We start from the raw sequence: 14,557 nt of genomic DNA, 5'->3' as shown, positions 1-14,557 counted from the left end.
CGTGTCAGGCGGGGGATCGCGTCAGTTGGGCTTTCGCCACCATGTCGGCAGCTGATAGCCGAATATGGGCGTCTTTTGCGGATGTTCCAGGTAGCTCCAGTAAGCCAGCCACTGCTGCGTGTTGTATTGCATGGGCACCATGTAGTTGCCCGATATCAGCAGCCGATCGAGAACGCGCACCGCGGCGACATAGTCTTCCTTCGTGCGGGCATTCAGCATCGCATTGATCGCCGTGTCGACCGCGGGATCGGCGACGCCGGCCAGGTTGAATGAACCCTCCTGCTTGGCGGCGACGGATCCCCAGCGCCCCACCTGCTCGCTGCCGGGCGAGAGCGAATTGTTGAAACCGCTTGTGCCGATCAGCACCTCGAAGTCGAAGCGCTGCTTGCGCGACTGGATTTGATCGCCGTCGAGGCCGCGGATGGTAACATCGATGCCGATCTTCTCCAGCGTGCGCTGATAAAGAGCGGCAAGCCGCTCCTCGTCCTGCGATGACGTCATGATCTCGAAGCCGAAGGGATTGCCTTCAGGGTCGAGCATCCGGCCGTCCTCTACGTGATAGCCAGCGCTTTTCAGGAGCTCGAAAGCCGCTCGCAGCACCTTGCGGTCCTGGCCGGAGCCGTCGGTGATCGGCGGCCGCCAGGTGCCGTCCATCACCTCGGCAGGGACGCGGCCGGGGTAGGGGGCAAGCAGCGCCTTCTCCCGCTCGTCGGCGGGATGGCCGAGCGCGGACAGCTCGGAGTTCTGCCAGAAGCTCATGGTGCGATTGAACTTGCCGGCGAACAGGTTTTTGTTGGCCCATTCGAAGTCGTAGAGCATGCCGAGGGCGCGCCGCACGACCGGATTGGAAAACTTCGGCAGCCTGGTGTTGAACAGGAAGCCCGTCACCACGGGCGGAATACCGGTGTCGAAATATTCCTGCTTCACATCACCCTTGCGAAAGGCCGGGAAGTCGATATCGCGGTCGCGCTTGACCGGATCGGTCTCGTCGTCGAGGGCGCAGATGCCTTTCTTGAACGCTTCCGTCTTGGCGTTGGCATTGAGGAAATACTCAATGGTGATCTGGTCGAAATTGTCGAAGCCGCGCTTCGATGGGATGTCCTTGCCCCAATAATCGGGATTGCGCTTGAACACGATGCGCAGTCCAGGCTGCACCTTGTCCACGGTATAGGGGCCGCTGCCGGTCAGCGGCTTCAGCGTGGTCTTGTCGAAAGTCTCCTTGTCGAAGGCGTGCTTGGGGATGATCGGCGTCAGCGCGACGATCAGCGGAAATTCGCGATTGGCCTTTTCGTTGAAGGTGAACTTCACGCTGTGGTCGCCGGTCTTCTCCAGCCTGGCGATCATGCTCATGCGATCGCTGTAAGGCGGGCGGCCCTTGTCCTTGAAGACATCGTAGGTGAACAGCACGTCCTCCGGCGTCACGGGCTGGCCGTCCGACCATTTGGCATTGGGATTGAGGTGGAACTCGATGCTCTTGCGACCCGGGTCCATGTCGGCGCTGTCGGCGAGCAGGCCGTAGAGGCTGAAGGGCTCGTTGTAGTTGCGCTGCATCAACGGCTCGAAGACCAGGTTGCCGTAGACCGTGTCGATCATGCCGCGCGCGGTGGTGCGCAGGCTCTTCAGGATGAAGGGGTTGAGATTGTCGAAACTGCCGACGACGCAATAGGTGACGCTGCCGCCCTTCGGCGCATCGGGATTGACGTAGTCGAAATGCGTATAGTCCGCAGGCAGCGCCGGCTCGCCCTGCATGGCGATGCCGTGCTTCGGTTTCGACAAAGCCGGAAGCAGCGAGAGAGCCAGAAACGAGGTCGCGGCGATCAGCCGAACGAGAACGCGGTCCATGACCGTCTCCTTGCCGGGCAGCTTGGTGATTCGACATGCACCCTAGAGCATTTCGCTCCCCGATTGAATCGGCGCACGCCGGTCGCTTGGTTCAGTCGGCGCATCGCCGATGGAGGTTCGTCCAGGGCAGGAGAAGCGGCAAGAAAACGCGGAAACCGGGCTGGATTCGGCGTCGCTGGCAGTGTAACACGCGCTCCGAAGTCATGCTGTTGCCTCATTTGGGCAACAGGTAGCGGGACCACACGGCAGGAAGAAGCCGGTCCCCGGGATCATTTGAGAGGAAAGTGCACCATATGACGAGCAACGCGTATCGCCTTTCGGTGCTGGCCGCAGGCGTGGTCGGCGTTCTGGGCGCCGGGCTTTTCACCGCTTCCGCCCAGCAGCCGCCGCAGATTCCGCAGGGCTGGTTCAAGGCCTGCACCAAGCAGGAAGACGTCGATATCTGCAACGTGCAGAACATCGTCACCGCCGGCAATGGCCAGCTCGTCACCGGCGTCAGCCTGATCGAGCTCAAGGGCAAAGTGAACCGTAAGGTGTTCCAGGTGACGGTGCCGACCGGCCGTCTCGTTCCTCCGGGCATCGGCCTGCAGATCGATTCCGGCAAGGCGCAGAAGCTCGACTATGTGATCTGCTTCCCGGATCGCTGCGTGGCCGAAGTGCCGCTGACCGACCAGCTTGTCGCGTCCTTCAAGAAGGGCCAGCAGATCACGCTCACCTCGGTCAATTTCCAGAACCAGCCGAACCCGATCAAGGTTGCGCTGACGGGCTTCAGCGGCGCCTATGACGGCCCGCCGCTGCAGCAGTCGGACATCGAGGACCGCCAAAAGAAGCTGCAGGACTTCGTCGCCAAGAACAACCAGGACTTCGCCAAGAAGCTTAAGGAAGAGCAGGACAAGGCGAAGACCGCCAACTGATTGTTGGAGCGTTTCTCCAGCATGCAAAAAGCGGGGCAGGCGCCCCGCTTCAGACTGCTGACAAACCCCTGGCGTTTGCCGGGGGTTTTTGATTCACTGGGTCATGTTGAAGCGACCCGCCCCTGAACAGACCGCGCTTGAGATCGTGACGTTGGATCAGCTGGTTCCGGCCGATCACCTGTTGCGCAAGATCGATCGATCGATCGACTTCTCGTTCATCCACGATCTGACGGCGCCATTGTACTGCGCCGACAATGGCCGCCCGCCGCTGGACCCGACCTTGATGTTCAAGGCGCTGTTCATCGGCTACCTGTTCGGGGTGCGCTCGGAGCGGCAATTGGTGCGCGAGATCGAGGTCAACGTCGCCTACCGCTGGTTCCTGCGGCTGAAGCTGACCGACAAGGTGTTCGACGCCTCGACGCTGTCGCAGAACCGTCGGCGGCGCTACCAGGACGAGGCGATCGCGCAGGCGATCTTCGACCGCATCGTGGAGCAGGCGATCCTTGCGGGGCTGGTGGATGGGACGGTGCTGTATACCGACAGCACGCACCTGAAGGCCAACGCCAACAAGGGCAAATACGACCTGGCCATGGTCGCCAAGTCGCGTGCCGACTACTGGGGCGAGCTCGACCGCGCCATCGAGACGGAACGGGCGCTGCACGGTCAGAAGCCGCTGAAGCAGAAAGAGCGCAAGCCGCCGGTCAAGCAGACCAAGGTCTCGCGCGCCGATCCGGAGGCCGGCTACATGGTGCGCGAGGGCAAGCCGAAGGGCTTCTTCTATCTCGATCACCGCACGGTGGACGGTCGTTGCGGCATCATCACCGACACCTTCGCCACGCCGGCCAACATGCATGACTCGATCGTCTATCTTGGCCGGCTCGACCGCCAGGTGGAGCGCTTCGGCTTCGTTGTGGCGGCGGCGGGGCTGGATGCCGGCTATGCCACGCCAGGCATCGCCAAGGGGCTGGAGGACAGGAACATCCGGGGCGTCATCGGCTATCGCAACCCGACCCCGCCAAGGCCCGGCAAGATGAGGAAGAGCGCCTTCGTCCATGAGCCGGATCGGGACGGCTATCGTTGTCCGCAGGGCCAGTTGCTCACCTACGCCAGCACCGATCGCGGCGGCTATCGTCATTACAGAAGCGATCCGGCCATCTGCCGCGACTGTCCGCTGCTGGCCTCCTGCAACTCAAACGCCAAGGCCGAGCGCACCATCACACGCCATGTCTGGCAGGATCAACGCGAGCGCGTCGATGCCAACCGGCTCACGGCTTGGGGCAAGGCCATCTACCGGCGTCGCAAGGAGACGGTCGAGCGATCCTTCGCCGATGCCAAGCAGCTGTTCGGCCATCGCTACGCCCGCTACCGAGGGCGAACCCGCGTCGCCTGCCAGTGCCTGATCGCAGCCGCCGCCCAGAACATGAAAAAGATCGCAATCAGCCTCTGGCCAAAGCCCAAACCGGTCCTCGCCTGAGGCCAAATCTGCGTCGGCGGCCTCCTGACATCCGCTCCCGCCACCAATTTCCCAAGCGCAATCAATCTGCAAAACAAAACCCCGCCGAAAATCGACGGGGTTCGTCAGCAGTCTGAAGCGGGGCAGGCGCCCCGCTTTTTTGTTGTCGCTTGTCCAGCCGTCAGTGTTTCGAGTGACCTTTCGGCTCGTAGCGCCCGTCGGGCAGCTTGTCGAACATCTCGCCGATCTGCGGGTGCCGCACCGGCTCGCCCGACCGGTCCTCGAGCAGGTTCTGCTCGGATACATAAGCGATGTACTCTGTCTCGGAGTTCTCGGCGAGAAGGTGATAGAAAGGCTGGTCCTTGCTTGGACGCATGTCCGCCGGGATCGCTTCATACCATTCTTCGGTGTTGGCGAATTGCGGATCGACGTCGAAGATCACGCCACGGAACGGAAACAGCCGGTGGCGAACAACTTGTCCGATCGCGAATTTGGCCGTCTTCATCGCACTCACCACTTCGGTCCCGAGGCGCCGCAGCGGCTTGCGCGCACAGGGCGCCTAAGGTCTTGAATCTACACGTCACGCGCTCAAAAATCGACCCCGACTTTCGGCTTGGTACGATTTGGCGCAGACGTTGCTCCAATGCAATGCTTTACCGACGCCCTGGCCCACCAAGCTACCTATCAGCAGGCGCAATCCTCGGCCGAAAGCGGTAGTTTGCAAATGTGCCTCAGCGCGCGGCCTGTTTCCTGAAGCCGCCGGCGAGCGCCCGAAACCCGCTTCCCGGCCGCAGGCCTTCGCGCATGAAGAAGGCGCGCAGCGGCGCGAAGCTGCCCAGCACGTTGAGGCCGGCGCTGCGGGCAAGCTGCGCCGGGAGCATGTCGGATAGCAGTGACATGTTGAGCAAGTTCACCGCACTGCTGCGCGCCAGGATGTCCGGACGGCGCCGCGTGTCGTAGGCGGCAAGGCTCAGCCTCGACCCGGGATCGTCGCGATTTTCGCTGGCGATTCCAATTAGATCGTCGATATCCCTGATGCCGAGATTGAGGCCTTGTGCCCCGATCGGCGGGAAGACATGAGCAGCCTCGCCGACAAGCGCCACACGGTTTTGCGCGAACCGACCGGGCGAGGCCGCCGAAAGCGGGTAGACTTGGCGGCCGGGCTCGACCGAGACCCGGCCGAGCATGGACTGCATTTGCTCTTCGACCCGAACAGACAGCGTGGCATCGTCGAGCGCGGCCAGTTCCTGTGCCGTTTCCGGCTTCACCACCCAGACGAGACTGGAGCGCTTGCCCGGCAGCGGCACCTGCGTGAACGGCCCGGTCTCGGTATGGAATTCGGTCGAGATGAAGCCATGCTCGCTGCGATGGCTGAAATTGAGAACGAGCGCCGACTGAGGATAGGGTCGGGCGGAGGCTTTGATACCGGCGGCCTCGCGCGCCGGCGACAGGCGCCCGTCGGCGGCAACCGCCAGCGATGCCGAGACCTCACTGCCATCGGCGAGGCTCGCATGCGCGTGGTCGGCGTCGAGCCGCCAGGCATCGACCATCGACTTTCGCCACTCGATGCCGGGATTTGCGGCGACCTTCTTGGCAAGCACCGGGCTCAGGATTTTGTTCGGCAGGTTGAGCCCGAACTGCTCCTCGCCGATTTCGCTGGCGCGGAAGGTGACGGTCGGGCTGCGGATCAGCCGGCGTGTTGCGTCGACGATGCGCATCATTTTCAGCGGCGCCGCCTGCGGTCTGAGTTCGGCCAGCACGCCCAGGCGGTCGAGCACCTTGAGAGCAGGGTTCATAAGGGCGGTGGTGCGGCCATCGCCGCCGGCGGCCTCGGGGCCAGCCAACGTCACGGCAAAGCCTGCCTCGGCAAAGCCGAGTGCCGCGATCAGGCCGGCCGGGCCGCTGCCGGCGATCAATATGCGGGCTTTGTCACTCTGCTCCACACCAGGCTTCCATGTTGATGGCGGCCCGTCGGCCTGCATGCGGTATAGGGCAGATCGGCGGGCTTGATCAACGCGGCGATTCGGCCCATTCGATTGGCATGAGCGCCCAGGAGCACGATTTCCGCCATCTCGACCGCGCCGGCCGCGCCACGGCGGGACTGGCGCGCAGCCCCCGCCTTGCCGTGATGCTCACTATCGGGGCGGGCGTCGTGCTTGCCTGGTGGATCCTCGCTGCCATGGCTATTCGCGGCGCCGAAAGCCGCGTTGCCGGCGGCGCTCCGGGCGATGCGCTGCTCAAGAACCTGCCGCCATTGCCGCTGCCGGATTTCCTCGGCCGGTTCTTCGCGTTGTGCCTTGCGCCGGCGCCGCTTTCAGGCTCGTTGGGGGCGTCGGCGCTCGTCCTGATGTGGTTCATAATGGCGGTGGCGACGATGCTGCCCTCGGCGGCGCCGATGATCCGCACCTATTGCGAGATTGCCGATACCGCCCGGATCAAGGGCGAGCCCGTCGTCCATCCGCTGGTTCTGGTGATGGGATACCTCGCGACCTGGCTTGCCGCCTCAGTGGCCTTCGCCGCGCTGACGCTCACGGTCTATGGCTTTGCCGCCGCGGGACAGGTGCTCGATCCCGTCGTCGGGATTGCCGGGGCCGTCGCCTTGGCGATCGCCGGCCTCTATCAGTTCAGCGGCTTAAAGCAGGCGTGCCTCAAGAGATGCCGCAACCCGTTCTCGATCCTGTTTGCCAACTGGAGCGCGAAGCCGGGGCGTGTCTTTCGCCTGGGAGTGGAGCAGGGCGTCTGGTGTCTCGGCTGTTGCTGGGCGCTGATGCTGGTCATGTTCGCCGTGGGCGCGATGAACATCTTCTGGATGGCGCTGATCAGCCTGTTCGCTTTGATCGAAAAACAGACCGCGGGCAGGGTGGCCAGCCAGGTTTCCGGTGCGATACTGCTTGTGTGGGCCGCCGCCCTGCTATTAGTTTCCGCGTGAGGGAGAATTCGATGGCCGATCAGAGCTGGGCGATGAAGGGAGAGCTGGTACTCTCCTGCAATTGCACGGTTTTCTGCCCCTGCGTTCTGTCGCTCGGCAGCCATCCGCCGACCGAAGGCTATTGCCAGACGTGGGCCGGGTTCCGCATCGACGCCGGCCATTTCGGCGAGGTTGATCTTTCCGGCCTTAATCTTGGTCTGGTCATGGAAATCCCGGGCTATATGAGCCGCGGCAACTGGAGCGCCGGCCTGTTCATCGACAAGCGCGCCTCCATCTATGCCGTGAAAGCCCTGACAAAAATCTTCACCGGCAAGGCGGGCGGGACCACTTCGCTGCTGTCGATTCTGGTTGGAAACTTCCTTGGCGTGGAACAGGTGCCGATCACCTATGAGACGCGTGACAGGACGCGCGTTTTCCAGATACCGCGGATTATCGACGGCGCGGTGACGCCGATACCCGGCAAGGACCGCGATAAAGACACCGTCATTACCAATTCCGAATACTGGATCGCACCGGAAATCATCGTGGCGAAGTCCGACAAGAGCAAGATGCGCGCCTTCGGCCGCAATTGGAATTTCGCCGGCCGTTCGGCCGAGATATGTAAGCTGGATTGGCGAGGCCCGTGAGCAAGAACACAGCGGCCCGGAATGCGGCCAAGAAAATCGCGGAGCGGATTCCGCGGCCGAAGAAGAAAGTGACGTGGCCGCAGGCGCGGGCGTTCTCCGTGCACCTGCTGACTGCGTCCGGCTCGTTCCTCGCCTTCCTCTCGCTGGTGGCGGCGAGCGAGGGACGCTGGACGGCAATGTTCTGGTGGCTGGGGCTGGCGCTCTTCGTCGACGGCATCGACGGCCCGATCGCCAGGAAACTCGAAGTCAAGGAGATCCTGCCGACATGGTCGGGCGAGCTGCTCGACAACATCATCGACTACGTGACCTACGTGCTTATTCCGGCCTTCGCGCTCTACCAGCGCGGCTTGATGGGCGAGAACCTGTCGTTCCTGTCGGCGGCGATCATCGTCGTCTCCAGCGCGATCTACTACGCCGACACCGGCATGAAGACGAAGGAGAACTTCTTCAAGGGGTTCCCGGTCGTCTGGAACATGGTGGTGTTCACGCTCTTTGTCATCGAGCCGGGGCAGTGGGTTTCCTTCGCCGTGGTCGTGGTCGCCGGTATTCTCACCTTCCTGCCGATCAACTTCATCCACCCGGTACGGGTGGTGCGGCTCAGGCCGGCCAATCTCGGCATGACGCTGTTATGGTGCGCCTTCGGCGCGCTTGCATTGGCACAGGCCGCACTTGCCTCGTTCTATGACAAGATCGGGGTTCTGAGCGAGCAGGTCAGTATCTTCACCAAGGCCGGCATTACGGTAACCGGCCTCTATCTCGCCTGCATCGGGGGCATCATGCAGATGTTCCCCAATCTTGGCGCCAGGAAATCCTGACTCGATATCCAGCTTCCGTCCTTTTCCGAGAAAGTTGAGCAATGTCCAAAGCGATCCGCATTCACGCCCATGGCGGCCCCGAGGTCCTGACCTATGAGGATTCGGATCCCGGCCAGCCGGGCGCCGGGCAGATTCTGATCAGGCATACCGCGATCGGCCTCAACTTCATCGACGTCTACCATCGCTCGGGCCTCTACCCGCCGCCGGGCGGGTTTCCGCTGATTCCGGGCGGCGAAGCGGCGGGTGTGGTGCTGGCCGTTGGCGTCGGCGTCGACTGGCTGAGGCCCGGTGATCGCATCGCCTATGCCGTCAATGTCGGCGCCTATTCGGAAGAACGCGTGATCGCCGCCGACCGCGTGGTCAAGGTGCCGGACGGCATCAGCGACGAGCAGGCGGCGGCCATGATGCTGAAAGGCATGACGGCCGAATATCTGCTGCGCCGCACCTATAAGGTGAAGGCGGGCGACACGATCCTCTACCATGCCGCGGCCGGCGGTGTCGGCCTGATCCTGGGCCAATGGGCAAAGCATCTCGGCGCGACGGTGATCGGCACGGCGAGCTCCGTCGACAAGGTCGAGCTCGCCAAGGCACATGGCTTCGACCATGTCATCAATTACAAGGAGCAGGATTTCGTCGCCGGCGTCGCCGCCATCACCGGCGGCAAAAAGTGCGACGTCGTCTATGATTCCGTCGGCAACGACACTTTTCCCGCTTCGCTCGACTGCCTGAGGCCGCTTGGCATGTTTGTCAGCTTCGGCCAGTCGTCCGGGCCGATCCCGCCTTTCCCGATGTCGCTTCTGGCGCAGAAAGGCTCGCTCTATGCGACCCGCCCGACAATCTTCGTCTACAACGCCAAACGCGAGGACCTTGTGGCCTCGGCGCAAGCGCTGTTCGAGGTAGTGCTGAGCGGCGCCGTCGAGGTTAAGATCAACCAGCGCTACGCGCTGAAGGACGCGGCACAAGCGCAGTCCGATCTCGAGGGCCGCAAGACGATGGGCACAACCATCCTCATCCCCTAACCCGCCTGCCTTGTTTTTCAGCGCCTTGCCGCGCCTCAAGGCAGTGGTTTCCCCGACAAGCTTACCGGTTTCCCTCTTGCCCTGAACAGGCCTATCTTACCCCTTGAGTTTCCGCTGGAATTCTTGAAGCTCTTTCAAGTTGCGTGCCGCTTTCCGACCGAAGCCGGCCGCGCATAAATACCAGCGGGAACACAGAACATATCCGGGTAACTGGATGGGAGGCACTGTGAGTGCAAATCATGACAGGGCGAACCTGCTGGAGGTTCGTGGCCTTACGAAGATTTTCGGCACGCTGACGGCGTGCAACCATATCGACCTCAACATCGCGAAGGGCGAGATCCACGCCCTGCTCGGCGAGAACGGCGCCGGCAAGTCGACGCTGGTGAAGATGCTGTTCGGCTCGCTGGAACCGAATTCGGGTGAAATTTTCTGGAACGGCCAAGCCGTCAGGATCACCAGCCCCGGCCTCGCCAAGAAGCTTGGCATCGGCATGGTCTTCCAGCATTTCTCGCTGTTCGAAGCGCTGACGGCGGCCGAGAACATCGCGCTTTCGCTGAACGACGGCTCGCCGATCAGCGCGATTGCCGCGAAGGCGCGGGCGCTCTCCTACAGCTACGGCCTGCCGCTCGATCCGGAATCGCTGGTCGGCGATCTTTCCGTTGGCGAGCGCCAGCGCATCGAGATCATCCGTTGCCTCTTACAGACGCCCCAACTCATCATCCTCGACGAGCCGACTTCGGTGCTGACGCCTCAGGAAGCCGACAAGCTGTTCGAAACGCTGGAGCGGCTTCGCGCCGAAGGCAAGTCGATCCTTTACATCTCGCACCGGCTGGAAGAGGTCAAACGCATCTGCGATCGCGCCACGGTGCTGCGCCACGGCAAGGTCGTCGGCCACTGCAACCCGCGCCAGGAGACGGCCGCGTCGCTAGCCCGCATGATGGTCGGCAATGAGGTCAAGGCAGTGGTGCGCGCGCCGGCCAAGGGCATCGAGACCGCGCCGGCATTGCTGGAGATCCGCGGGCTTACCCGCAAGCCCGCGACGCCGTTCGCCATTCCGCTCAAGAACATCAATCTTTCGGTACGCGCCGGCGAGGTGATCGGCATCGCCGGTGTCGCAGGCAACGGCCAGGGCGAGTTTTTCGAATCCGTCTCCGGCGAGGTGCTGCAGCAGGATCCCGGTTCCGTGCGCATCCGCGGCAAGGATGCGGGCGGCGTGTCGATCACCGGCCGGCGGCTGATGGGCGCCGCCTTTGTGCCGGAGGAACGGCTCGGTCACGGCGCGGCGCCGCGGATGAAGCTTTCGGAGAACCTTTTGCTGTCGCGCCATGCCACCGACGGCAAGTCCTTCGTCGGCTCCGGCGGCATGGTCAGGAACGGTTCCGTCTACAGTGCCGCCCAGCGCATCATTGCCGCGATGGACGTGCGCAAGAGCGCTCCCGATCCGGAGGCCGCGGCGCTGTCCGGCGGCAATCTGCAGAAGTTCATCGTCGGCCGCGAGCTCGACCGCAAGCCGAGCGTGATGGTCGTCAACCAGCCGACCTGGGGCGTCGACGCCGGTGCCGCCGCCCATATCCGCCAGGCGCTGATCGAGCTTGCCCGCAGCGGCTCGGCGGTTCTGGTCATCAGCCAGGACCTCGACGAATTGTTCGAGCTATCGGACGCGATCGCGGTCATGCACAACGGCGAATTGTCCGCGCCGCTGCCGATCGCCGAAGCCACCTTCGAGAGGATTGGCCTGTTGATGGGCGGGGCCGAGCCCGGCCACGCCGAACACAGGATGGAGACGGCATGATGCGCCTCGAACTGGTCAAACGCCCGCAGCGCTCGGCGCTGTTTTCGGTGCTCTCGCCCTTCATCGCCTTCGCGCTGACGATGATTGCCGGCGCCATCATGTTCGCGTTGCTCGGCGTCAATCCGCTCAATGCGTTCAAGGTCTACTTTGTTCAGCCGATCAGCGAGGTCTGGCAGCTGCATGAACTGGCCATCAAGGCGGCGCCGCTGATCCTGATCGCCGTCGGCCTGTCGGTTTGCTACAAGGCCAACATCTGGAACATCGGCGCCGAAGGCCAGTTCATTCTGGGCGGCATCTTCGGCTCGATCATCCCGGTGCTGTTCCCCGAATTCGAAGGTCCGCTGGTGCTGCCGCTGATGCTCTTGCTGGGCATGGTCGGCGGCGCCCTCTATGCGGCCATCCCGGCGCTGCTGAAAACCCGCTTCAGCACCAACGAGATCCTGACCAGCCTGATGCTGGTCTATGTGGCGCAGCTTTTCCTCGACTGGCTGGTGCGCGGACCGTGGCGCGACCCGCAGGGCCACGGCTTCCCGCAGACCATCCAGTTCGGCGACTCGGCCGTCCTGCCGGAATTGATGCCGGATGCCGGCCGCGCCAATTGGGGCTTCGTCTTCGCGCTGGTCGCCGCTGTCACGGTCTGGCTGATGATGAGCCGCATGCTGAAAGGTTTCGAGGTCCGCGTGCTGGGCTCGAGCCCGAGGGCAGGGCGCTTCGCCGGCTTCGGCCTCAGCAAGATGGTCTTCTTTACTTTCCTGCTGTCCGGTGCATTGGCTGGCCTTGCCGGTATCTCGGAAGTCTCAGGCGCCATCGGCCAGCTACAGCCGGTGATCTCGCCCGGCTATGGCTTCACCGCCATCATCGTCGCCTTCCTCGGGCGGCTCAATCCGCTCGGCATCGTCGCGGCAGGCCTGGTGCTGGCGCTGACCTATCTCGGCGGAGAGGCGGTGCAGAGCGCGCTCGGCATCTCCGACAAGGTGGCGCGCGTGTTCCAGGGCATGCTTTTGTTCTTCGTGCTCGGCTGCGACACGCTCATTCATTATCGCATTCGTCTGATCGGCTTTGCCGCGCCACAACTCGAGGCCGCGCCCAAGCTGGAGGAGGCACGCTGATGGACATCACCGTCAACATCCTTTTGACCATCGCGACCGCGGCGACGCCGCTCTTGATCGCGGCGATCGGCGAGCTGGTGGTGGAACGCTCCGGCGTGCTCAACCTCGGCGTCGAGGGCATGATGATCATGGGCGCCGTCGGCGGCTTCGGCGCGGGCTATCTTACCGGATCTCCCTGGATCGGGCTGCTTGCCGCAATCGTCGTCGGCGCGCTGTTTTCGCTGCTCTTCGCCGTCATGACGCTTTCCCTGGCGACCAACCAGGTGGCGACCGGCCTGTCGCTTACGCTGCTCGGGCTTGGCCTCTCCGGCATGATCGGCACCAGCTTCGTCGGCCAGCCTGGCGTCAGGCTGCCGAACCTCGACATCCCCGGCCTGAGCTCGATACCGGTCGTCGGCAAGCTGATCTTCGGCCAGGATCCGTTGTTCTACGTCTCGATCGGGCTCACCGCCGCCGTGATGTGGTTTCTGTTCAGGACGCGCACTGGCCTGACGCTGCGCTCGATCGGCGACAGCCACGTGTCGGCGCATGCGCTCGGCATCAAGGTCATCCGCTACCGTTACCTCGCCGTGATCTTCGGCGGCGCTTGCGCCGGGCTTGCCGGCGGCCACCTGTCGCTCGTCTACACGCCGCAATGGGTCGAGAACATGAGCGCGGGACGCGGCTGGATCGCGCTGGCGCTGGTGGTCTTTGCGTCCTGGCGTCCGTGGCGGGTGCTGGCCGGCGCTTACATCTTCGGCGCGGTGTGGATCGGCCAGCTTCATGCACAGGCTTTCGGCATTCCTGTGCCCTCGCAGTTTCTTTCTTCGCTGCCCTATCTGGCAACCATCGTGGTTCTCGTTCTAATCTCGCGGAACAAGCGGCTGACGATGATGAACACGCCGGCTTCGTTGGGGCAGCCATTTGTTCCGGATCGTTGACGACAACAAAAAGACGGGAAGCTCCAAGGCTTAACTCAGAGAGGTAACACGATGAAGAAACTGCTTATTGCGCTGATGACCACGGCCGCGGCCCTGTCGCTGGCGGCAACCGCCGAGGCGGCCGACAAGCTGAAGGCCTGCTGGGTTTACACGGGGCCGATCGGCGACTTCGGCTATTCCTATCAGCACGACCAGGGTCGCCTCGAGGTGGAGAAAGCGCTCGGCGACAAGGTCGAGACCGCCTATCTCGAGAACGTCTCGGAAGGCCCGGACGCCGACCGCGCCTTTGAGCGCCTGGCGCGGGAGAAATGCAAGATCATCTTCGGCACATCGTTCGGCTTCATGGACGCCGAGGTTAAGGTCGCCAAGAAGTTCCCGAAGGTGATGTTCGAGCACGCAACCGGCTACAAGACCGGCGACAATCTCGGCATTTACAACGCGCGCTTCTATGAAGGCCGCTATGTGCTCGGCCAGATCGCGGCCAAGGAATCGAAGAAGGGTCTTGCCGGCTATATCGTCTCCTTCCCGATCCCGGAAGTGGTGATGGGCATCAACTCCTTCATGCTCGGCGCGCAGTCGATCAATCCGAACTTCAAGGTGAAGATCGTGTGGGTCAATACCTGGTTCGATCCGGGCAAGGAAGCCGACGCCGCCAAGGCGCTGTTCGACCAGGGCGCCGACATCATCGTCCAGCACACCGACTCGACCGCCCCCCTGCAGGTCGCCGAGGAGCGGAAGCTGCATGGGTTCGGCCAGTCGTCGGACATGATCAAATTCGCGCCGAACGCGCAGCTGACCTCGCTCACCGACGAGTGGGGCCCATATTACATCAGCCGCGTGCAGGCTGCCCTCGACGGCACCTGGAAGCCGGACAATGTGTGGCTTGGCATCAAGGATGGCGCCGTCAAGCTCGCGCCCTTCACCAACATGCCTGACGACGTGAAGGCAATGGCGGAGGCGACCACCAAGAAGATCGCCGACGGCTGGAACCCCTTCACCGGCCCGGTGGCGAAGCAGGACGGCTCGCCCTGGCTGAAGGACGGCGAGGTCGCCGACGACGCCACGCTGCTCGGCATGAATTTTTACGTCAAGGGCATCGACGACAAGCTGCCGCAGTAAACAGCAGCGTGGCATCAAA

The 14,557-nt window shown here is 63.2% G+C and carries 13 protein-coding genes; 10 read left to right on the top strand and 3 right to left on the bottom strand.

Features of this window, described 5'->3' with window-relative positions:
• Nucleotides 1-21: 21 nt before the first annotated feature.
• Nucleotides 22-1,842, bottom strand: coding sequence for an extracellular solute-binding protein (locus CK218_RS10975; RefSeq protein ID WP_095827713.1), 1,821 nt, complete (start codon nucleotides 1,840-1,842; stop codon nucleotides 22-24).
• 284 nt (nucleotides 1,843-2,126) lie between these two features.
• Here CK218_RS10975 and CK218_RS10970 point away from each other — a divergent pair, with 284 nt between their 5' ends.
• Nucleotides 2,127-2,756, top strand: coding sequence for an invasion associated locus B family protein (locus CK218_RS10970; RefSeq protein ID WP_095777677.1), 630 nt, complete (start codon nucleotides 2,127-2,129; stop codon nucleotides 2,754-2,756).
• Nucleotides 2,757-2,859: 103 nt separating this feature from the next.
• On the top strand, nucleotides 2,860-4,230 hold the full coding sequence (locus tag CK218_RS10965) for an IS1182 family transposase (RefSeq protein ID WP_095827712.1): 1,371 nt from the start codon (nucleotides 2,860-2,862) through the stop codon (nucleotides 4,228-4,230).
• Nucleotides 4,231-4,390: 160 nt separating this feature from the next.
• On the opposite strand, the gene hspQ is transcribed toward CK218_RS10965, so the two are convergent.
• Complete coding sequence (gene hspQ, locus CK218_RS10960; RefSeq protein WP_066989816.1) at nucleotides 4,391-4,714, bottom strand: heat shock protein HspQ; 324 nt, start codon at nucleotides 4,712-4,714, stop codon at nucleotides 4,391-4,393.
• Nucleotides 4,715-4,940: 226 nt separating this feature from the next.
• Nucleotides 4,941-6,152, bottom strand: coding sequence for a UbiH/UbiF family hydroxylase (locus CK218_RS10955; RefSeq protein ID WP_179294471.1), 1,212 nt, complete (start codon nucleotides 6,150-6,152; stop codon nucleotides 4,941-4,943).
• 98 nt (nucleotides 6,153-6,250) lie between these two features.
• Between CK218_RS10955 and CK218_RS10950 the strand changes: the two genes are divergently transcribed.
• From CK218_RS10950 to CK218_RS10915, 8 genes are all read left to right on the top strand, one after another.
• Complete coding sequence (locus CK218_RS10950; protein ID WP_095827710.1) at nucleotides 6,251-7,138, top strand: DUF2182 domain-containing protein; 888 nt, start codon at nucleotides 6,251-6,253, stop codon at nucleotides 7,136-7,138.
• An 11-nt stretch (nucleotides 7,139-7,149) separates the two neighbouring features.
• Nucleotides 7,150-7,764 (top strand): DUF1326 domain-containing protein, encoded by a 615-nt coding sequence (locus tag CK218_RS10945; RefSeq protein WP_066989810.1) that lies wholly within the window; start codon nucleotides 7,150-7,152, stop codon nucleotides 7,762-7,764.
• Nucleotides 7,761-8,579, top strand: a complete 819-nt coding sequence (pcsA, locus tag CK218_RS10940; RefSeq protein ID WP_095777806.1) for a phosphatidylcholine synthase — start codon at nucleotides 7,761-7,763, stop codon at nucleotides 8,577-8,579. The genes CK218_RS10945 and pcsA overlap by 4 nt, the downstream gene beginning before the upstream one ends.
• Before the next feature lie 41 nt (nucleotides 8,580-8,620).
• Nucleotides 8,621-9,598, top strand: a complete 978-nt coding sequence (locus tag CK218_RS10935; RefSeq protein WP_095827709.1) for a quinone oxidoreductase — start codon at nucleotides 8,621-8,623, stop codon at nucleotides 9,596-9,598.
• A gap of 214 nt (nucleotides 9,599-9,812) precedes the next feature.
• Nucleotides 9,813-11,390 (top strand): ABC transporter ATP-binding protein, encoded by a 1,578-nt coding sequence (locus CK218_RS10930; protein WP_066989803.1) that lies wholly within the window; start codon nucleotides 9,813-9,815, stop codon nucleotides 11,388-11,390.
• Nucleotides 11,387-12,499, top strand: a complete 1,113-nt coding sequence (locus tag CK218_RS10925; RefSeq protein WP_095777674.1) for an ABC transporter permease — start codon at nucleotides 11,387-11,389, stop codon at nucleotides 12,497-12,499. Before CK218_RS10930 ends, CK218_RS10925 begins: the two co-directional genes overlap by 4 nt.
• Entirely contained in the window at nucleotides 12,499-13,419 is a 921-nt protein-coding gene (locus tag CK218_RS10920; RefSeq protein WP_095777673.1) for an ABC transporter permease, read from the top strand. The genes CK218_RS10925 and CK218_RS10920 overlap by 1 nt, the downstream gene beginning before the upstream one ends.
• A gap of 51 nt (nucleotides 13,420-13,470) precedes the next feature.
• Nucleotides 13,471-14,538: a BMP family ABC transporter substrate-binding protein gene (locus CK218_RS10915; protein WP_095777672.1), complete on the top strand. Its 1,068-nt coding sequence runs from the start codon at nucleotides 13,471-13,473 to the stop codon at nucleotides 14,536-14,538.
• Nucleotides 14,539-14,557 lie beyond the last annotated feature (19 nt).

The organism is Mesorhizobium sp. WSM3879, assembly GCF_002294915.1.
Classification (GTDB): Bacteria; Pseudomonadota; Alphaproteobacteria; order Rhizobiales; family Rhizobiaceae; genus Mesorhizobium.
The sequence above is the reverse complement of the archived record's forward strand: the minus strand, read 5'-3'. Positions and strand labels throughout refer to the sequence as shown.